The organism is Lysobacter enzymogenes, assembly GCF_900106525.1.
In the GTDB taxonomy this organism is placed as follows: Bacteria; Pseudomonadota; Gammaproteobacteria; order Xanthomonadales; family Xanthomonadaceae; genus Lysobacter; species Lysobacter enzymogenes.
Genome location: NZ_FNOG01000001.1, coordinates 572128 through 592621, shown reverse-complemented (window position 1 = coordinate 592621; position 20494 = coordinate 572128). Strand labels below are relative to the sequence as shown.

Below are 20494 nucleotides of genomic sequence, written 5' to 3'. Positions count from 1 at the left end.
CGGCGCTCAGTTGTTCTTGATGTCGCCGTCGACGCTGCTACCGCCCGGCTTGCCGTCCTTGCCGTAGCTGACCAGGTCGTACGGACCGCTCTCGCCCGGCTGGCGGTATTCGATCGGGTGGCCCCACGGATCCTTCAGCTCGGCTTCCTTGGCGTACGGGCCGAGCCAGCCGCTGGCGTCCGCCGGCTGCTTGACCAGTTCGTCGAGCGTGCCGGGCAGGCGGCCGGTATCCATCTGGAACGAATCGACCTTGCCCGAGAGCGTCTGGATCTGGCCCTTGGCGAGGTTGTAGTCGCCGCGGTCCTTGCCGCCGAGCACGCGGTTGCCGACGAAGGCCAGCACCGCGCCGATCAGCACGATCACGATGATGATCTCGATCAGGCTCATGCCCTGCTGCTGGCGGGCCGGGGACGGGGAGCGGGTCATGGAGCGGAGGTTGCGCATCGTCGTCGTCATCCGTTGTTGGCGGCAGTGGCGCACTGCCTGGGTTGCAGTCGCATGGAAAGGGAAAGACCGCGGCGCCGGAACGGCCGCCCGCGGCGGGCGGCGCGTCCAGCTTCGCGTGTGAACGTCTCGCGAACGCGGACCGGGTCGCAAGGATTCTGTTCCGCGCCGATTTGCAAAGTTCGCCGCGTCCGGCCATCGGTACAGGCTGCGTTCAAGCCGCGCGCATGAACAGGCGCGCAGACGTGATGCAGCGCGGCAAATCCGCGTTCGCGGGCCGGCGCAAGCTCGGGCAAGGCGGACGACGCGCGGGCGGCCATGCTCAGCCGATCTGGTTGGTGAGGTCGTACAGCGGCAGCAGCACCGCCATCACCACCGTGCCGACGATGCCGGCCAGGACCACCGTCACCACCGGCACCAGCGCGGCGAGCATGCGGTCCAGGGCCATGCCGGTGTCCTGCTCGAAGGTCTCGGCGGTCTTCATCAGCATCGCGTCGAGCGCGCCGGACTCCTCGCCGACCTGGATCATCTGCACCGCCAGGCGCGGGAAGCGCTTGCCCTTGGCCAGCGCGGTCGAGAGCGCCACGCCGTTCTTGACCTCTTCGGCGGCCGCATCGACGTCGGCGGCGAGCACGCGGTTGTTGAGCACGTTGCGGCCGATGCCGATCGCGGTCATCAGCGGCACGCCGTTGCGCACCAGGGTGCCGAGGGTGCGCGCCAGCCGCGCGGTCTCGATCTTGCCGATCAGCGGGCCGACGAACTTGCGCTTGAGCAGCCAGTCGTCGAGCGCCTCGCGGAATGCCGGATCGCGGCGCTTGCGGTCGAACCACAGCCCGGCCAGCGCCGGCACCGCGATCAGCACGATCCACCACTCGCGCACGAAGGTGCCGGCCCACAGCACCATCTGGGTGAAGAACGGCAGCTGCGCGTCGAGGCTTTCGTACATCGCGCCGAACTGCGGCACCACGTAGCCGAGCAGGAACAACAGGCTGCCGCCGACCATCAGCAGCAGGATCGCCGGATAGATCAGCGCGTTGATGACCCGGCCCTGCAACTGGCGGGTGCGTTCGAGGTAATCGTCGAGCCGCGCCAGGGTTTCGTGCAGGTTGCCGCCGGCCTCGCCGGCGCGGACCATGTTGATGTACAGGCGCGAGAACGTGCCGTGCTGGCGCTCCAGCGCCACCGACAGCGAGGTGCCGCCGCGCACCGCGTCGCGGATGTCGGCGACCGTGCTCTTGGCCGCTTCGTCCTCGGGCAGGTCGAGCAGGATGGTCAGCGCGCGGTCGAGCGGCTGGCCGGCGCCCAGCAGGGTCGACAGCTGCTGGGTGAACTGGACCAGGCGCGCGCCGGTGAACGGCTTGGGCTTGAACAGCCCGCGCCAGCTCGAACCCGCGCCCGCCTCCGAGGCCAGCTTGGCCTCCACCGGCAGATGCCCCTGTTCCTGCAGGCGCTGCACGACCTCGGCGCCGCTGGCGGCTTCCATCTGGCCGTCGAGCAGCTCGCCGCGGGCGTTGAGGGCTTTGTAGTGGAAGAGGGGCATGAGATGTGGGCGCGGGGATCAGGGAATGGGCGACAGGAAATGGATGCAGCGCAGGCCAAGGTAGTTCCGCAAGAACGCGACGCGCTCGCCCTGGCCTGTTCCGCGTTGCCCGTTGTTCCGCTGCGCCTTACGCATCCTCGGTCACCCGCAGCACTTCCTCGATCGTGGTCAGCCCGGCCATCGCCTTGACGATGCCGTCCTCGTACATGGTGCGCATGCTCGCGGTCTCGCGCGCGATCTGTTCGATCTCGCCCATGCCGGCATGACGCATCACCGCGCGGCGCAGTTCGTCGTTCATGACCAGGAATTCCATGATCGTGGTGCGCCCGTGATAACCGCTGGGCGCGGCCGCCGACGGACGCGGACGGTACAGATAGATCTCGCCTTCGGGCTGATAGCGGCGCAGGCTGAACTTCTCGATTTCCTCCGGCGAGGCGGGGTATTTCTCCGCGTGGGTCGGTTCCAATCGACGCACCAGGCGCTGGGCCAGGATGCCGTTGATGGTCGAGGTCAGCAGATAGTCTTCCACGCCCATGTCGAGCAGACGGGTGATGCCGCCGGCGGCGTTGTTGGTGTGCAGCGTGCTGAGCACCAAGTGACCGGTCAGCGCCGACTGGATCGCGATCTTGCACGTCTCCAGGTCGCGCATTTCGCCGATCATGATGATGTCCGGGTCCTGGCGCACGATCGAACGCAGGGCGTGGGCGAAATCCAGGCCGATCTGCGGCTTGGCCTGGATCTGGTTGATGCCCTCGATCTGGTATTCGACCGGGTCCTCGACGGTGATGATCTTGACGTCGCTGGTGTTGAGCTTGCTCAGCGCGGTGTACAGCGTGGTGGTCTTGCCCGAGCCGGTCGGGCCGGTCACCAGCATGATCCCGTGCGGCTGGTCGAGCACCTTCTGGAACTGCGGCAGGAACTCGTCGGTGAAGCCGAGCTTGTAGAAGTCGAACACTACCGTTTCGCGGTCGAGCAGTCGCATCACCACCGACTCGCCGTGCGCGGTCGGTACCGTGCTCACGCGCAGGTCGAGCTCCTTGCCCTGCACCCGCAGCATGATGCGGCCGTCCTGCGGCAGGCGGCGCTCGGCGATGTTGAGCTTGGCCATGATCTTGATGCGGCTGATCACCGCGGCGGTGAGGTTGGCCGGCGGGCTCTCGCCCTCGGCCAGCACGCCGTCGATGCGGTAGCGCACCTTGAGCCGGTTTTCGAACGGTTCGATATGGATGTCGGAAGCGCGCAGCTCGACCGCGCGCTGGATCACCAGGTTCACCAGCCGGATCACCGGCGCTTCCGAGGCCAGGTCGCGCAGGTGCTCGACGTCGTCGAGGTCGCCGCTGCCCTCGCCTTCGGCGGTCTCCACGATCGCGCCCATCGCGCTGCGGCCCTGGCCGAACCAGCGCTCGACCAGGTCGCCGACCTCGGCGCGCAGCGCCACCGCCGGGCGGATCTGGCGGCCGCCGCTGGCCAGGCGCAGCGCGTCGAGCTGGTAGGCGTCCTGCGGATCGGCCATCAGCACATCGACGTGGCTATCGCTCTCGGCCACCGGGCACAGCGCGAACTGCTTCATGAACTTCGGGGTCAGGCTGACGCCCTCGGGCGGCAGCTCCGGCGCGTCCTTGACGCTGACCAGGGGCAGCCCCAGCACCGCCGCGACGGTTTCGGCGTGGTCGCGCTCGGACACCAGCCCGAGCCGGGCCAGCAGCGCCAACAGGCTGCCACCGGTTTCCTCCTGCAGGCGCCGGGCGCGGATCAGGTCCGTGTCCTTGAGCCGGCCCTTGGCCAGCAGGGCGTCGACGATGCGCGCATCGACGGCGGCCTGGCCGTCGTCGGCGGTGCCCGCCTCGGGGCCGGCGTGCGCATCGGTACTGTGGGCTACGGCATTCACATCGCGCTCCTGCGTATCACATTCTCGCGAGCCCGCGAGTGGTCCCTGACTTTAGCAGTTTCGATCGCGGTCTTTGCCAGTGCCGGCGAGAGCGCGAAAAGACCGGCGCAACCGCGTCCGGACAAACAGAAAAGTTAATCCATCCGCGTTTCAGCAGGCGAGAACGAAAATGACCGCGGCGGATTTAAAGCCCTGGTCACATTTCTTTCGGCCGTCGCTACGGGTGACGGCTTGCCGGCCATGAGCGGTTGTGGCTGCCTCGGCAGTCGCACCGAGGCGACGCCGGCCGTCGGCTCATCGCGCGGCCGGGGGACTGACGACGTCGCGCCAGTCGCGCAGGTCGGATATCCGGCCGCTGGACAGGGCTTCGCCGATGCGTCTGCGCATGGCTTCGTCGGTGTCCATGCGGATCGCGGAATCGACGACCCCGCCCGTCGTCAGGCATACGAACGCGGGCGAACGGGCCTGCTCGGCGCAGCGGCGCAGCAGCGCGTCCATCGCGACCGCGGTCACTCGGTCGGCGAAACGCCATCGCGATAGCCCGCGCACGGGCGAACCGTCGCCTCGGGCGATAGCCGGCGCATCGGCGATGCGGGCGAATTCGTCGGATTCGATGGGAACCACCGAAAACAGCCGGCGATCGTCCCAACGGCTCCAGGCCACGATCTCGAAGTAACAGCAATCGGCGCCGAAGGCCGCTTGTGCGAATCCCTTCAACGGACCGTCGTAATAATCCAAAACGATCACGGCCGCTCCCGCCGCTTCGCATCCGGCGAACCTTAGCAAAAACGAACGGGCGCCCTCGCGGACGCCCGTTCGTTCGTCGTTGCCGGGTCGGCGGCCGCCGCGTCAGCCCACCCAGACCCGCGCGTTGCGGAACATCCGCAGCCACGGCGAATCCCCCGCCCAGTCCTTCGGCGCCCAGCTGAAGTTGGCTGCGCGCAGGGTGCGTTCGGGGTGCGGCATCATGATCGTGGCGCGGCCGTCGCGGCTGCTCAGGCCGGCGATGCCGTCGGGCGAGCCGTTGGGGTTGAGCGGGTAGCGCTCGGCCACGCGGCCTTCGCCGTCGATGTAGCGCAGCGCGATGTCGGCCGCGCTCTGGTCGAGGTTGTCGGCGAAGCTGGCGCGGCCTTCGCCGTGGGCGATCGCGACCGGGAGGCGCGAGCCGGCCATGCCGCGCAGGAACAGCGACGGCGATTCGACCACTTCCAGCAGCCCCAGGCGTGCTTCGAACTGTTCGCTGCGGTTGCGCAGGAACACCGGCCAGTGCTCGGCGCCGGGGATGATCGGCTTGAGCTGGGCCAGCATCTGGCAGCCGTTGCACACGCCCAGCGAGAAGCTGTCCTCGCGCGCGAAGAACGCGGCGAAGGCTTCGCGCAGCGCGCTACGTTCCAGGATGCTGGTGGCCCAGCCGCGGCCCGCGCCGAGCACGTCGCCGTAGCTGAAGCCGCCGCAGGCGGCGAAGCCCTTGAACTCGGCGAGGTCGAAGCGGCCCGAGATCAGGTCGCTCATGTGCACGTCGAAGGCTTCGAAGCCGGCCTGGTCGAACGCGGCGGCCATTTCGATCTGGCCGTTGACGCCCTGCTCGCGCAGGATCGCCACCTTCGGCCGCGCGCCGGTGTTGACGAACGGCGCGGCGATGTCTTCGTTCGGGTCGAAGCCGAGCTTGGGCTTGAGCCCGGGCGCGGCGAAGTCGCGCGCGAGCGCGCGCTCCTCGTCGGCGCAATCGGGGTTGTCGCGCAGCTTCTGCAGCGCGTGGCTGGTCGACCACCACGCGTCGAACAGCTCGTCCCAGCGCCATTCGACGATGATCTTGCCCTCGTCGCGCACCCGCACCGACGGCGCCGTGGTCGGCTTGGCGATGCGCTGGGCGCAGTCGATCAAGCCGTGGCGCGCGACCAGGTCGGCGAACACCGCGCGGTCTTCGTCGTGGATCTGCACGATCGCGCCCAGTTCTTCGTTGAACAAGGTGCGGAACGGATCCTCGCCCCAGCCGTCGAGGCTGATGTCCAGGCCCAGGCGCGAGCAGAACGCCATTTCCGCCAGCGCGGCGAAGGCGCCGCCGTCGCTGCGGTCGTGATAGGCCAGCAGCAGGCCGGCTTCGCGCGCGTCGCGGATCAGTTCGAAGAAATCGCGCAGGCGCTGCGGGCTGTCGAGGTCGGGCACGCCGGCGCCGTAGCGCGCGCCGTCGGCGGGGGTGCCGGCGAACGCCGGCAGACCGTTTTCGGCGCCGGCCTGCGGATGCACCTGCGCCAGCACCGAACCGCCCAGGCGCTGCTTGCCGGCGCCCAGGCCGATCAGCCACAACTCGGTGTCGGCTTCGCGCGACAGCAGCGGGGTGAGTTGCTGGCGCACGTCGACCACCGGCGCGAACGCGCTGACGATCAGCGACACCGGCGACACCGACTTGCTCGCGCTGTCGCCCGAGCCCCACTGCGCCTGCATCGACAAGGAATCCTTGCCGACCGGGATGCTGAGTTCGAGTTCCGGACACAGCTCCATGCCCACGGCCTTGACCGCGTCGAACAGCAACGCGTCTTCGCCGGGGTGCGAGGCCGCAGCCATCCAGTTCGCCGACAGCTTGATCCGGTTGAGCGATTCCACCGGCGCCGCGCACAGGTTGGTGATCGCCTCGCCCACCGCCATGCGCGCGGCCGCGGCCGCGTCGAGCAGGGCCAGCGGGGTGCGTTCGCCGATCGCCATCGCTTCGCCGACATAGCCGTCGAAGCCGCTGAAGGTGATCGCGCAATCGGCCACCGGCAGCTGCCACGGGCCGACCATCTGGTCGCGCGCGACCAGGCCGCCGACGGTGCGGTCGCCGATGGTGATGAGGAAATTCTTCGCCGCCACGGTCGGATGGGCGAGCACGCGCAGGCCGGCTTCGCGCAAGTCCAGGCCGCTCCAGTCCAGCTCCGGCCACGGCGCTTGCGCGGGGTGGCGGGTGTCGCGGTGCATCTTCGGCGGCTTGCCGAACAGCACGTCCATCGGCAGGTCGATGGGGTGAGCGGTGGCGCTTGCGGACCACTGGTCCGCGCCACCGCGAACGCCCGCAGGCTCTGCCTGCGGGCCGGTGGCGCCAGCCGCTTCGTCGCTGGGCGAAGCAGCGCGGCCGTAAACCGATTCGACGGTGGCGCCATAACCGACGACCAGGCGCTCCTCGGCGGTGGCATAGCCGACCACCGCGAACGGGCAGCGCTCGCGTTCGCAGATCGCGGCGAAGTCGGCCACGCGGTCGGCCGGCAGGCCGAGCACGTAGCGTTCCTGCGATTCGTTGCACCACAGCTGCATCGGCGACAGCGAGGGATCGTCGCTGGGCACGCGCGCCAGATCGATCACGCCGCCGAGGCTGGAGTCGTGCAGCAGTTCGGGAATCGCGTTGGACAGGCCGCCGGCGCCGACGTCGTGGGCGCTGTCGATCGGGTTGGCCGCGCCGAGCGCGACGCAGCGATCGATCACTTCCTGGCAGCGCCGCTCCATTTCCGGGTTGTCGCGCTGCACGCTGGCGAAGTCGAGCGATTCGTCGCTGTCGCCGGACGCGACCGAACTGGCGGCGCCGCCGCCCAGGCCGATCAGCATCGCCGGGCCGCCGAGCACGATCACCGCATGCCCGGGCTTGAGGCCGAGCTTGGCCACCTGCACGCGGTCGATCGCGCCCAGGCCGCCGGCGAGCATGATCGGCTTGTCGTAGGCGCGGACGATCGCGCCTTGATCGAGCTCGAAGCTGCGGAAATAGCCGTTGAGGTTGGGCCGGCCGAACTCGTTGTTGAACGCCGCCGCGCCGATCGGGCCGTCGAGCATGATCTCCAGCGCCGGGGCCATGCGCGGGTTGAGCGCGCGTTCGCCTTCCCACGGCTGCGGCAGGGTCGGAATGCGCAGGTGCGAGACGCTGAAACCGCACAGGCCGGCCTTGGGCCGGCCGCCGCGGCCGGTCGCGCCTTCGTCGCGGATTTCGCCGCCGTTGCCGGTGCTCGCGCCGGGGAACGGCGCGATCGCGGTCGGGTGGTTGTGGGTTTCGACCTTGATGCAGAACGCCGAATCGACCTGCGCCTCGGCGGCGTAGGCCTGGCTGCCCGGCTGCGGGCGGAACCGGCGCGCGGGATAGCCTTCCACCACCGCGGCGTTGTCGCTGTACGCCGAGAGCGTGTTCTCCGGCGTCTGCGCGTGGGTGTGCTTGATCATCTTGAACAGCGACTGCGGCTGGTCGCGGCCGTCGAGCGTCCAGGAGGCGTTGAAGATCTTGTGCCGGCAGTGCTCGGAGTTGGCCTGGGCGAACATCATCAGTTCGACGTCGGCGGGCGCGCGGCCGAGCGCAGCGTAGCGCTCGCGCAGGTAGGCGATCTCGTCCTCGGCCAGGGCCAGGCCGAGGCGGGCGTTGGCCGCTTCCAGCTCGTCCAGGGCGATGCGCTCGAGTTCGCCGCGCGCCGGCACCGCGAACAACGCGGCCGCGTCGTCGCGGGTGTCGAGCAGCGACTGGGTCATCGGGTCGTGCAGGACCTTGGCCAGCGCGCCCTGGGTCGGGGCGTCGTCGGGCCAGCCGCTGAGGTCGTAGCGCAGGCCGCGCTCGACCCGCTTGACCGGCTGGCCGGCGCCGCGCAGCAGCTCGGTGGCCTTGCTGGCCCACGGCGACAGCGTGCCCAGGCGCGGTGTCGCATAACGCGACACCGCCCCGCTCTCACGCGGCGCTTCGCTGGCTTCGGCCTGCAGGATGCGGCGCAGGGTGGCGTCGTCGGGCGTGCGGCCGGGCTCGGGCTCGACCCAGTACACGGGCCAGGCATCGAGCAGGCGGACGGCGGGATGGAGGGCGGACAGGCGGGCTTGCAGCCGCTCGCGGCGGAACGAAGACAGGGCCGAGGGGCCCTCGAGGACGATCATGTCCGAAGAACCGTGCAACGCAGGGCCCGTCATTGTACCCGAAGGGCCGGCGCGGCTCGGGGCCCAATGCTGCCGGTGGTCGCGGCCGCCCCCTGTAGGAGCGGCGCGAGCCGCGACCGCGCCGCCACGCCGGCCGGCGGACGGCTCGGTTCTGGCGCGACGCGGGCCCATCGGGACTGGCGCGGAAGCCGAAAGGGCGCGGTCGCGGCTTGCGCCGCTCCTACAGGGGGCCCATGCGGTTCACCCGCCCGAAAACGCCGAAAGGCCCGCGGGGCGGGCCTTTCGGGGGACGGACGGGGCGGGTTTAGAGGCCGCCGACCGGGGTCGCGACCGCCGCGGTCGGCTTGGCCGCGGTCTTGGACTCGGCCGCCAGCTTGTCCAGCGCCTCGCGCAGCTGCGCCGGCGGGACGTAGCCGCCGAGCTGGACGCCGTCGGCGTTGAGGATCATCGGGGTGCCGGTCAGGCCGGCGCGCTGGCCGATTTCGTATTGCTGCTCGACCGTGTTCTTGCACTGCTTGGACGAGACGTTGCCGTGGTCGGACTTGGCGTCGGTCAGGGCCTTGCGGCGGTCGGCCGCGCACCACACCGAGACCATCTTCTTGTAGTCCTCGCTGCCGATGCCCATGCGCGGGAAGGCCAGGTACTCCACCGCGATGCCCTGGCGGTTGTACTCGGCGATCTCGCTGTGCAGCTTGCGGCAGTAGCCGCATTCCACGTCGGTGAACACGGTGACGGTGTGCTTGGGATTGGCCGGGGCGAACACGATGCGCTCGCTGGCCGGGATGGTCTTGAGCAGGTCGCGGCGCATGCCGGCCAGGGTATCTTCCATCAGGTTGCGCTTGGCCTGGGTGTCGAACAGGGCGCCGCCGGAGCCGGGCAGGAACAGGTAGCGGCCGTCGTCGCTGACGTACACCACCTGGCCCTGGACCAGGGCTTCGCGGAAGCCCGGCATCGGCGCGGCGCCGACCTTGTCGATGTTGACCTTGGGATTGAGCGTGCGCACCGCCTCGACCGCGCGCGCATCGGCGCTGCCTGCGGCGACCTTGGGAGCGGTGCCGGCGGCGGCCTCGGCGGCCGGCTTGACCGGATCGGCCTTGGCGGCCGCGGCGGCGCCCGGCGGCGTCTGGGCACAGGCGGACAGGCTGATGGCGCCGAGCACGGCGAAGAGGATGCGCTTCATCTGCAAAGAATCCTTGGCGGGAGCGAATGGGCGTTGGACCGCCCGGGGGACAATAGGTTCGGCCGATTGTGGCACGGGCGGGGTTTGCAGTTCGTGTTCCGCGACCCGGGTCACGCCGGCGCGGGGCCGGCGGCGGACGCCGGTCGCGGATTGCCGATCGCCGTCGCGGACCGCAGTCCGGGCCGCCGGGCCGCCCTAGCCGCGCGGATGGTGCTTGGCGTGCAGGCGCTTGAGCTGCTCGCGCGCGACCAGGGTGTAGATCTGGGTGGTCGACAGCGAGCTGTGGCCGAGCAGCAGCTGCAGCGCGCGCAGGTCGGCGCCGCGGTTGAGCAGGTGGGTGGCGAAGCTGTGGCGCAGGCCGTGCGGGCTGATCCGCGCCGGATCGATGCCGGCCACGGCGGCGTAGCGCTTGACCAGGTGCCAGAACGCCTGCCGGCTCGGCGCCTCGCCGCTGGCCTCGATGAACAACGGCGCCAGCGCGCGCTTGCCGGCCAGCTTCGGCCGGGCCTGGGCCAGATAGCGCTCGAGCCAGTGCTGCGCTTCCTCGCCCAGCGGCACCAGCCGCTCCTTGCTGCCCTTGCCCATCACCCGCAGCACGCCCTGGCGCAGGTTGATCGCGGTCGCCGGTAGGTGCACCAGTTCGCTCACGCGCAGGCCGCAGGCGTACATCAGTTCGAGCATGGCGCGGTCGCGCAGCCCCAGCGGCGTGTCGGCGTCGGGCGCGGCCAGCAGCGCGTCGATCTGGCTTTCGGCCAGCGCCTTGGGCAACGAGCGCGGCAGCTTCGGCGGCGCCAGCAGCGCGGTCGGGTCGTCGCGGCGCAGGCCGCGGCGCAGGCGGAAGGCGTAGAACGCGCGCAATGCCGACAGCAGGCGCGCGTTGCTGCGCGGCGAATAACCCTCGCGGGTGCGCCAGGCCAGATAGTCGAACAAGGCCGCGCGGTCCGCGCCGGCCAGGCCGCGGCCGTCGCGCCAGCGCGCCAGCCCTTCCAGGTCGCGGCGGTAGCTGTGCAGCGTTTGCTGGGCCAGGCCGCTTTCGGCCCAGATCGCGTCGAGAAACGCTGCGATCGCATCGGCGTCGGCCGTTTCCAGCGGCGGCAAGGCCATGGCCAGGGTGCGGCGGTCGGCGGGGGTTGCGGTCATGGTGGGAGCTTAGAACAACAGGACATAGCGGATAACAGGAGGTAGCGAATAGGAGTTAGGAGATAGCAAGAGCAGGACGCCGGCGTCTGTTGCTCTTGCTATCTCCTAACTCCTATTCGCTATCTCCTGCCTTTATCCTGCCGCGATGACCGAACCCGCCATCGCCGCACCGCCCGACCGCCCCACCGCCCTGATCGGCTGGCGCCTGCTCTCGCTGCTGTACGACTTCCTGCCGGTGCTGGCGCTGTGGATGCTGATCGGCGCGGTCATGGTGGTGTCGTTCACCCTCGCCGGGCACGACACCCATGAAAACATCCGCCCGCTGACCGCGTGGTGGTTCGTCGAATGGGCGCTGTGCTGGCTGGTCGCCGGCGGCTACGCCACGCTGAGCTGGCGCCGCGGCGGGCAGACCCTGGGCATGCGGCCGTGGCGCTTGTACGTGGTCGGCGCCGACGGCGGCGTACCGGACGGCAAGACGCTGTGGCTGCGCTACGCCGTCGGCACCTTATCGCTGCTGCTCGGCGGCCTGGGCTTCTGGTGGGCGTGGTTCGACCGCGACCGGCTGACCTGGCACGACCGCGCCAGCGGCACGCGCACCGTGCGCAAGCCCAAGCTCAAACCTTGACCGAACCGCAGCCAGCGCTCCCGGCCGCCCCCTGTAGGAGCGGCGCAAGCCGCGACCGCGAAACCTCAGCGGCGGCGCAAGCCGCGATATCCGTCGTTGCGCGGGAACCGGAGTCGCGCCGGCCGGCGAAGCGGCGCGGTCGCGGCTCGCGCCGCTCCTACAGGCAGCTGCCTGCAGAAAGCGGCTAGCCCGACCGTCGTCGGAACAAGAACGCCGACACCGACAGCATCACCACCGTCGGCATCAGATAGGCCAGGCGGAAGTCGAAGCGGAACACCTTGGCCAGTTCGACGAACTGGTTCTGCAGCAGCCAGAACATCAGCGCGAACACGATGCCGATGAACAAGCGCTTGCTCATGCCGCCGCTGCGCAGGCTGCCGAACGCGAACGGCACCGCGGCCAGGCACAGCGCCAGCACGTTGAGCGGATAGAACCAGCGCCCCCAGTAGTGGGCTTCGAATTCGGCCGCGTCGAGCTGGTTGCGCTGGCGGTCTTCGATCGCCTTGTGCAGGGCCGCGGCGCTGAGATAGCGCGGCCGGTTGGTGCCGCTCATCAGCGCCGAGCTGTCGAGCTTGGACTGCCAGCGCTCTTCGGCGACGTGCTTCTTCTCGGCCGATTTCTCGTGGAAGGTGGTGCGGGTGACGTCGCGCAGCAGCCAGCCGCCGGGGCGGTGCTCGGCGACGCCGGCCACCGCGATCGAGGCCAGCCGGCCGTCGGCGCCGAACTGGTAGAGGTTGACGTTGCGCAGCTCCAGCCAGCGGTCGGCGCCCTGGCTGCGCTCCTGGCCCTGGCTGGCGGCGAGGATCACATCGCCCTCGCGCGCCCACAGGCCGGAGTACTCGGCCACCACCTGGTTGTTGGACTTGGCCGCGGTCTTGAGGCCTTCGGCGCGGCGCTGGGCCTCCGGCGCCAGGGTCTCGCCGTTGATCACCATCGCCAGGGTCAGCAGGGTCAGCGCGCCGGCCACCGCCAGGCTGAGCCGGCGCCGCGACAGGCCGACCGCGCGCAGCACGGTCAGCTCCGAGGTCGAGGCCAACTGGCCCAGCGCCATCAGCGAACCCACCACCGAGGCGTAGGGGAACAGCGCGTAGGCGCGGCGCGGCACGGTCAGGGCCATGTAGGCCAGCGCCTGCATGATCCCGTAGCGGCCCTTGCCGATGTCGCCGAACTCGCCGACGAAGCTGAGCATGAAATCCAGGCCCAGCAGCACCGACCAGGTCAGCAGCACGGTGCTCAGCACCACCCGGCCGACGTAGATGTCGTGGATCTTCGGGAACGGCTTCATGCCGCCGCCCTCCGCCGGCCCAGGCTGCCGTCGCGCAAATACATCCACAGCGCCACCGCCAGCAGCGGCACGCTCAGCCACCACAGGCCGAGCAGGCTCGGAATCTTGCCGTCCTCGAGCCAGCCGGTGCCCATCATCATGAAGTTGAAACCGATCAGGTAGGCCAGGAAGCCGATCAGCATGCTGCCGTAGCGGGCCTGGCGCGGGGTGCTGCGCGCCAGCGGGATCGCCAGCAGGGCGAAGGCCAGCGCCAGCAGCGGCGGGGTCAGGCGGTAGTTGAGCTGGGCCCAGGCTTCCGGGCGCGGATCGCCGACCAGTTGCAGGGTGGTCAGCATTTCCGGCGATTTCGGATCGTAGCGATCCTCGTTGGCCGGCAGCAGCACGTCGTTGCGCTTGTAGCGCATCAGCCGGTAGTTGAGGTCGCCGTTGGCCGGGCCTTCGACCTCGAAGCCGTCGTCCAGGGTCAGGTAGCGCTCGCCGCTGGCGTCGACGGTCAAGCGCCCGGTCTTGGAGGTGGTGATGTCGCGCCGGTCGGGCTTGTTGCGGTAGATGAAGACCCGATCGAAGCTCTTGCCGTCGTTGGACATGCCGCCGACGTAGATCACCCCGCCACCGTTGGGCAGGCCGGTGAAGGCGCCCGGCTCCAGGCCCGCCACCACCAGGCTGCGGTTGGCCTCGTTGATCATTTCGCGCGAGGAGCGGTCGGCCCAGGGGCCCAGCCACAGCGAGCAGGCGCCGACCACCAGCACGATCGGCCCGGCCACCAGCAGCAGCGGCTTGAGCAGCCGGCGCGGGCCGACGCCGACCGAGGCGATCACCGGCATCTCCGAATCGCGGTACAGCCGGCCCATGCCCAGCATCAGGCCCAGCATCAGCGCCAGCGGCAGGATCAGCGGCAGCCACTTGATAAGGACCAGGCCCAGCTGGATCAGCATCAGCCCGGCCGGCACCTTGCCCTTGGCGATGTCTTCGAGCACATCGGTGAACGCGCCGCCGACGCAGACGATCAGCAACACCACCAGGGTGGCGAAGATCGCCTGGGCGAATTCGCCGGTCAGGTATCGGTCAAGCTTCTGCATGAGGCGTGAGGGCGCGCTTCGGAATGGGCTTCGGCATCGGGCGGGCTTGCTTTAAACTCGGGAGTTCGTTCGACGGCGGGCCTGCCCTCGTCGCCCGGAGGCCGGTCGGATCCGGCTCCGGAATACTCAGGCGGGCCTGGCCCCGGTCGCGATTCCTTCCGCACTCCGCGTCGCCGGCCTTCCGCCGGTTCCGCGTTCCGCCCGCAGGGCATGCGTTCTCAGGATCGGCCCCGGCACAGCCGGACGATTGTACGTACTCACCTACCTATCTGCTCGGGAATCTGTTGGATGACCCTCGAATTCGACCTGAACCGCGACGCTGCGGCCGCCGCCCAAACCGATTGCGTCGTGGTAGGCGCCTTCGCCGACAAGACCCTGACCGCTGCTGCGCGAACGCTGGATGAAGCCAGCGGCGGCCGCCTGACCGTGCTGCTGGAGCGCGGCGACATCAGCGGCAAGACCGGCAAGACCGCGCTGCTGCACGACGTGCGCGGCGTGGCTTCGCCGCGCGTGCTGGTGGTGGGCCTGGGCGAGCCGGGCAAGTTCGGCGTGGCCCAGTACCTCAAGGCGGTGGGCGATGCGGCCCGCGCGCTCAAGGCCGGCCCGGTCGCGCACGCGCTGCTGACCCTCAGCGAAGAGCCCGTGGCCGGCCGCGACGCCGCCTGGGCGATCCGCCAGGCCGCCATCGCCGCCGACCACGCCTGCTACCGCTACACCGCCACGCTCGGCAAGAAGAAGGACGAGCCCGGCCTGCGCAAGCTCTCGATCAGCGGCTCCGACGCCGCCGCGCTGGCCCAGGGCCAGGCCATCGCCGCCGGCGTGCAGTTCGCGCGCGAGCTCGGCAACCTGCCGCCGAACGTCTGCAACCCGGCCTACCTGGCCCAGCAGGCGACCGAATTCGCAGGCCGCTTCGCCAACACCGAGTGCGACGTGCTCGACCGCGCGCAGATGCAGGAACTGGGCATGGGCTCGCTGCTCGCGGTGGCGCGCGGCTCGGCCAATCCGCCCAAGCTGATCGTGCTGAAGTACAACAACGGCGGCGACGCCAAGCCCTATGTGCTGGTCGGCAAGGGCATCACCTTCGACACCGGCGGCATCAACCTCAAGGTCCAGGGCGGCATCGAGGAGATGAAGTTCGACATGTGCGGCGCGGCCTCGGTGCTGGGCGCGTTCGTGTCGGCGGTCGGCATGCAGTTGCCGATCAACCTGGTGGTGATCGTGCCGGCGGTGGAGAACATGCCCGACGCCGACGCCTACCGCCCGTCCGACGTGCTCACCAGCATGTCCGGCAAGACCATCGAAGTCGGCAACACCGACGCCGAGGGCCGCCTGATCCTGTGCGACGCGCTGACCTATGCGCAGCGTTTCGAGCCGCAGGCCCTGCTCGACGTGGCCACCCTCACCGGCGCCTGCGTGGTCGCCCTGGGCAAGTTCGCCAGCGGCCTGATGAGCAAGGACGACGACCTCGCCGCCGAGCTGCTCGGCGCCGGCGAGCAGGTGTTCGACCGCGCCTGGCGCCTGCCGCTGTGGGACGAATACCAGACCCAGCTCGAATCGACCTTCGCCGACGTCTACAACATCGGCGGCCGCTGGGCCGGCGCGATCACCGCCGGCTGCTTCCTGGCCCGCTTCACCGAAGGCCAGCGCTGGGCGCATCTGGACATCGCCGGCGTCTCCAACGAAGAAGGCAAGCGCGGCCTGGCCACCGGCCGACCGGTCGGCCTGCTGTCGCAGTGGCTGCTCGAGCGCGGTTGATGCGATCGCGCTAGGGACTAAAGGGAAACCGGGGGCGCGGGCAATGGCGGTCGCATTCCTCACCCCGCTCCCCGTTCCCCTTATTCCCCCTCACTTCCGGTTCCCAACGTCATGGCCCGCGCCGACTTCTATCTCATCCAATCGCCGCGCTTCAAAGAAGAACCGCTGCGGTTGGTCTGCGAGCTGGCGCGCAAGGCCCACGCCGCCAATCTGCCGACCCTGATCCTGGCGCGCAGCGCCGAGCAGGCCGAGCAGCTCGACGACCTGCTCTGGGACATGGGCGAGGACGCCTACATCCCGCACCAGATCGCCGGCCTGGATGAGGACGAGGACGAGGCCGAAGTGCTGATCGCCGCGCCCGACAGCGATACCGCGCTGCGTCCGTTGGTGATCAACCTGCGCGACGCGGCGGTGGCCGACGGCTTCGAGCGCGTGCTGGAAGTGGTGCCCGCCGACGACAGCGCGCGCGGCCCGCTGCGCGAGCGCTGGAAGCAGTATCAGGCGCGCGGCCTGCAGCTCAACAAGCACGATATGTAACGCCGGGACCGGGCGCTCGGGAACAGGCGACCGGCGGGGCCGGTTTCGCTGCGCCCGCATCGCCCCCATGTTCCGGCAGACGCACCACCCGTTTTCCTATTCCTCAATTCCGATCCCCGACCTATGTCCCTCGACTCCAGCTACGATCCCAAACAGTTCGAAGCCCGCCTGTACGAACAGTGGGAAAGCAGCGGCGTATTCAAGCCGCGCGGCGAGGGCCCGGCCTACACCATCCTGCTGCCGCCGCCGAACGTCACCGGCACCCTGCACATGGGCCACGCGTTCCAGCACACCCTGCAGGACGCGCTGATCCGCTATCACCGCATGCTCGGCTGCGACGCGCTGTGGCAGATGGGCACCGACCACGCCGGCATCGCCACCGAGATGGTGGTGGCGCGCAACCTCGGCCAGGAAGGCCTGACCCGCGACGGCCTGGGCCGCGAGGGCTTCATCGAGAAGGTGTGGGAGTGGAAGCAGCATTCCGGCGGCGTGATCGAGCGGCAGATGCGCCGCCTGGGCGCGTCGGGCGACTGGTCGCGCTCGGTGTTCACGATGGATCCGATCGCCTCCACCGCGGTGGTCGAGGCCTTCGTGCGCATGCACGAGCAAGGCCTGATCTACCGCGGCCAGCGCCTGGTCAACTGGGATCCGGTGCTGAAGACCGCGATCTCGGACCTGGAAGTCGTCAACGAGGAAGAGAACGGCTTCCTGTGGTCGATCAGCTACCCGCTCGCCGACGGCAGCGCCACGCTCGTAGTCGCCACCACGCGCCCGGAAACCATGCTCGGCGACACCGCGGTGATGGTCCATCCGGACGATGAGCGCTATCAGCACCTGATCGGCAAGACCGTCAAGCTGCCGCTGAGCGAGCGCGAAATTCCGGTCATCGCCGACGCCTACGTCGACCGCGAGTTCGGCACCGGCGTGGTCAAGGTCACCCCGGCGCACGACTTCAACGACTACGCGGTGGGCCAGCGCCACGAGCTGCCGCTGATCAACATCTTCACCCCCGAGGCGAAGGTCAACGACAACGCGCCGGCCAAGTACGTCGGCCTGGACCGGTTCGAAGCGCGCAAGGCCGTGCTCGCCGATCTGGAAGCGCTGGGCCTGTTGGTCGAAACCAAGGACCACAAGCTGCAGGTGCCGCGCGGCGACCGCACCAACCAGGTGATCGAGCCGTACCTGACCGACCAGTGGTTCGTGAAGATGGACGGCCTGGCCGCGCGCGGCCTGGCACTGGTCGAGCAGGGCGAGGTGCGCTTCGTTCCGGGCAACTGGATCAACACCTATCGCCACTGGATGGAGAACATCCAGGATTGGTGCATCAGCCGCCAGCTGTGGTGGGGCCACCGCATTCCGGCGTGGTACGACGAGGCCGGCAAAGCCTACGTGGGCCGCGACGAAGCCGACGCGCGCGCGCGCGCTGGGCTCGGCGCCGACGTCGCGCTGCGCCAGGACAACGACGTGCTGGAGACTTGGTTCTCCTCCGGCCTGTGGCCGTTCAGCACCATGGGCTGGCCGAACGAAGCGGCGATGGGCGCACGCGGCTATGAGCGCTACCTGCCGAGCAGCGTGTTGGTCACCGGCTTCGACATCATCTTCTTCTGGGTCGCCCGCATGATCATGCTGACCGACCACTTCACCGGCGAGGTGCCGTTCAAGGACGTCTACATCCACGGCCTGGTGCGCGACAAGGACGGGCAGAAGATGTCCAAGTCCAAGGGCAACGTGCTCGACCCGCTGGACCTGATCGACGGCATCACCCTGGACGAACTGGTCGCCAAGCGCACCTCGGGCCTGATGCAGCCGAAGATGGCCGAGAAGATCGAGAAGGCCACGCGCAAGGAATTCCCCGAAGGCATCCCGGCCTTCGGCGCCGACGCGCTGCGCTTCACCATCGCCGCGCTGGCCACCCACGGCCGCGACATCAAGTTCGACCTCGGCCGCGCCGAGGGCTACAAGAACTTCTGCAACAAGCTGTGGAACGCCACCCGCTTCGTGCTGATGAACACCGACGGCGCCAGCTTCAGCGGCGCGCCGCAGCCCAAGACCGACGCCGAGCGCTGGATCCTCGCGCGCCTGGACAAGACCGCGACCGAAGCCGCCGAGCACTTCACCGCTTACCGCTTCGACCTGCTGACCCAGTGCCTGTACGAATTCGCCTGGAACGCCTACTGCGACTGGTTCGTCGAACTGGCCAAGCCGGCGCTGCAGGGCGAGGACCGCGCCGCCGCCGACAGCACCCGCCACACCCTGCTGTACGTGCTCGAGCGCCTGCTGTCGCTGCTGCATCCGCTGATTCCGTTCGTGACCGACGAGCTGTGGCAGCAGATCGCGCCGAAGCTGGGCATCGCCGAAACCACGGTGATGCTGCGGCCGTATCCGCGCGCCGGCGAAGCGCAGGGCGATTTCGCCCAGGCCGAAGGCGACGTGGAATGGCTCAAGGCGATGGTCTCGGCGCTGCGCAAGGTGCGCAGCGAGCTCAACGTCAAGCCGTCGGACCAGGTCTCGCTGCTGCTGGCCAAGGGCGACGGCTCCGACCGCGAACGCGCCGCGCGCTTCGACGCCTCGCTCAAGTTCCTGACCAAGCTCGACCGGATCGAATTCGTCGAGGACGCCGCCTCGGCGCCGCCGGCCGCGCCGGCGGTGGTCGGCGAGCTGACCTTGCTGGTGCCGCTGCCGGCGGACAAGCTCGACGCCGAACGCGTGCGCCTGGACAAGGCGATCAAGAACGTCGACAGCGAGATCGCCAAGGCCCGCGCCAAGCTGTCCAGCGACACCTTCGTGCAGAACGCGCCGGCGGCGGTGGTCGAGCAGGAGCGCAAGCGTCTGGTCGATTGGACCGGGATGCTGGACGAGCTCAAGAGCCAGCGCGCGAAGCTGGATTGAGCGCTGGTTGGTGCGGGTGCGAGCCGGACTGAGCCTTGCTTGGTCCGGGCTCAAGCCGGACTGAGTACGCGTTGGCCTGAGCGCAAGCGGGTCTGAGCGCAAGCCGGCTTGAGCCAAAGCCGGCCTGGGTGCGAAAGGGCCGCTTGCGTCGCCAGGCGCGACCCAGGCGGCTCTTGCGGCATACGAAAACGGCGGCCTAGTCTGGGCCGCCGTTTTTCGTTGGGGACTTCCGATGCGCCGTGCCCTGCCGCTGAGCCTGTGCCTGCTGGCGACGCCGCTGTTCGCCGCACCCTGCCCGCCCGCCGGCTACGACGCCGCGGCGCTGCGCGAACTCAAAGCGCAGCGGTTCGCCCTGCCCGACACCGCCGCCAAGCCCGCGCTGGCGCAGGCGCTGCTCGCCTGCCTGTCCGATCCCGATCCGGAACTGCGCGACGGCATCGCCTTCGAAGCGCTGAGCCAGTGGCTGCGTGCCGGCGACTTCGACCCGACGACGCTGCGCAGCCTGCGCGAGTCGCTGTACGCCACGCTCGACCGCGCCGACGCCGACGGCTTCGCCCGGCCGTTCGCCGCGCTGGCCTTGTCCGAAATCGCGCGCACCGACCGCATCGCGCCGTGGATGCGCGGCGACGAGCGCGCGGCGATGGTCGAGCGCGCCGCGGCGTACCTGGAATCGGTGCGCGACTACCGCGGCTACGACCCGCGCGACGGCTGGCGCCACGGCGTCGCCCACGGCGCCGACTGGCTGTTGCAGCTGAGCCTGAATCCGGCGCTGGAGCCGGCGCAGCAGCAGCGCCTCATCGCCGCGATCGCGACCCAGGCGGTGCCCGCCTCCGGCCACGCCTACGTGTTCGGCGAACCCGAACGGTTGGCGCGGCCGCTGTTGGCCGCCGCCGCGCATGCGCAGTGGCCGGCCGAGCGTTGGCAGGCCTGGGTCACCGCGCTCGCCGCCAAGGTCGGCGCGCTGGACCGCAGCGATTACGCCGGCTGGCTGGGCCGCCGCCACGATCTGCGCGCGTTCTTGCTGCAGGTGCATTGGCTGGCCGGGCGCAGCGAGGACGCGCAGATCCGCGCGCTGGGGGCCGCGGTCGAGGAGGCGTTGAAGCGCCTGGATTGAATCGCGGAGTTTGGCGCGGCGGCGGCGAAGCCGAACATCCAGAGGCTTCAGGATCATGCCGCGATAAAGCCCTGGATGTTCGGCTTCGCCGAAGTAAAGCAGAGCCCGCCTTCGCGGGAATGACGATAGGTAGGTTTCGCCGCGTC

Annotated in this window: 14 protein-coding genes; 5 read left to right on the top strand and 9 right to left on the bottom strand. The window is 69.7% G+C overall.

The genetic code is table 11. The annotated features are described in order from the left end of the window. Positions 1-6 precede the first annotated feature (6 nt). From gspG to xerD, 7 genes are all read right to left on the bottom strand, one after another. Entirely contained in the window at positions 7-444 is a 438-nt protein-coding gene (gspG, locus tag BLU84_RS02565; RefSeq protein ID WP_074863289.1) for a type II secretion system major pseudopilin GspG, read from the bottom strand. A gap of 322 nt (positions 445-766) precedes the next feature. After that, positions 767-1984, bottom strand: coding sequence for a type II secretion system protein XpsF (gene xpsF, locus BLU84_RS02560; protein WP_074862509.1), 1218 nt, complete (start codon positions 1982-1984; stop codon positions 767-769). A 127-nt stretch (positions 1985-2111) separates the two neighbouring features. Further along, a complete protein-coding gene (gene gspE, locus BLU84_RS02555; RefSeq protein ID WP_074863287.1) occupies positions 2112-3785 on the bottom strand; it encodes a type II secretion system ATPase GspE in 1674 nt (557 codons plus the stop codon). Between the two features lie 381 nt (positions 3786-4166). Beyond that, positions 4167-4610, bottom strand: a complete 444-nt coding sequence (locus BLU84_RS02550; RefSeq protein WP_074862506.1) for a hypothetical protein — start codon at positions 4608-4610, stop codon at positions 4167-4169. A 111-nt stretch (positions 4611-4721) separates the two neighbouring features. Beyond that, positions 4722-8777 (bottom strand): phosphoribosylformylglycinamidine synthase, encoded by a 4056-nt coding sequence (gene purL / locus BLU84_RS02545; protein ID WP_074862503.1) that lies wholly within the window; start codon positions 8775-8777, stop codon positions 4722-4724. Positions 8778-9048: 271 nt separating this feature from the next. After that, complete coding sequence (locus tag BLU84_RS02540) at positions 9049-9924, bottom strand: DsbC family protein (protein WP_074862500.1); 876 nt, start codon at positions 9922-9924, stop codon at positions 9049-9051. A 195-nt stretch (positions 9925-10119) separates the two neighbouring features. Continuing rightward, positions 10120-11064, bottom strand: coding sequence for a site-specific tyrosine recombinase XerD (gene xerD / locus BLU84_RS02535; protein WP_074862497.1), 945 nt, complete (start codon positions 11062-11064; stop codon positions 10120-10122). A 145-nt stretch (positions 11065-11209) separates the two neighbouring features. Here xerD and BLU84_RS02530 point away from each other — a divergent pair, with 145 nt between their 5' ends. Then, positions 11210-11689 (top strand): RDD family protein, encoded by a 480-nt coding sequence (locus tag BLU84_RS02530; RefSeq protein ID WP_074862494.1) that lies wholly within the window; start codon positions 11210-11212, stop codon positions 11687-11689. 184 nt (positions 11690-11873) lie between these two features. Here the strand turns inward: BLU84_RS02530 and lptG are convergent, their stop codons facing one another. Together lptG and lptF are read right to left on the bottom strand one after the other, a co-directional pair. Then, the gene (gene lptG, locus BLU84_RS02525) at positions 11874-12974 is read right to left on the bottom strand and encodes an LPS export ABC transporter permease LptG (RefSeq protein ID WP_074862491.1); all 1101 of its coding nucleotides are present in this window, start codon (positions 12972-12974) and stop codon (positions 11874-11876) included. Beyond that, on the bottom strand, positions 12971-14053 hold the full coding sequence (gene lptF / locus BLU84_RS02520; RefSeq protein ID WP_074862488.1) for an LPS export ABC transporter permease LptF: 1083 nt from the start codon (positions 14051-14053) through the stop codon (positions 12971-12973). The genes lptG and lptF overlap by 4 nt, the downstream gene beginning before the upstream one ends. A gap of 288 nt (positions 14054-14341) precedes the next feature. On the opposite strand from lptF, the gene BLU84_RS02515 reads away from it, so the two are divergent. From BLU84_RS02515 to BLU84_RS02500, 4 genes are all read left to right on the top strand, one after another. After that, positions 14342-15808, top strand: coding sequence for a leucyl aminopeptidase (locus BLU84_RS02515; RefSeq protein WP_074862483.1), 1467 nt, complete (start codon positions 14342-14344; stop codon positions 15806-15808). Between the two features lie 111 nt (positions 15809-15919). Then, on the top strand, positions 15920-16345 hold the full coding sequence (locus BLU84_RS02510) for a DNA polymerase III subunit chi (protein WP_074862480.1): 426 nt from the start codon (positions 15920-15922) through the stop codon (positions 16343-16345). 123 nt (positions 16346-16468) lie between these two features. Continuing rightward, the gene (locus BLU84_RS02505) at positions 16469-19234 is read left to right on the top strand and encodes a valine--tRNA ligase (protein ID WP_074862477.1); all 2766 of its coding nucleotides are present in this window, start codon (positions 16469-16471) and stop codon (positions 19232-19234) included. 232 nt (positions 19235-19466) lie between these two features. Next, positions 19467-20348 (top strand): DUF2785 domain-containing protein, encoded by an 882-nt coding sequence (locus BLU84_RS02500; RefSeq protein WP_074862474.1) that lies wholly within the window; start codon positions 19467-19469, stop codon positions 20346-20348. Positions 20349-20494 lie beyond the last annotated feature (146 nt).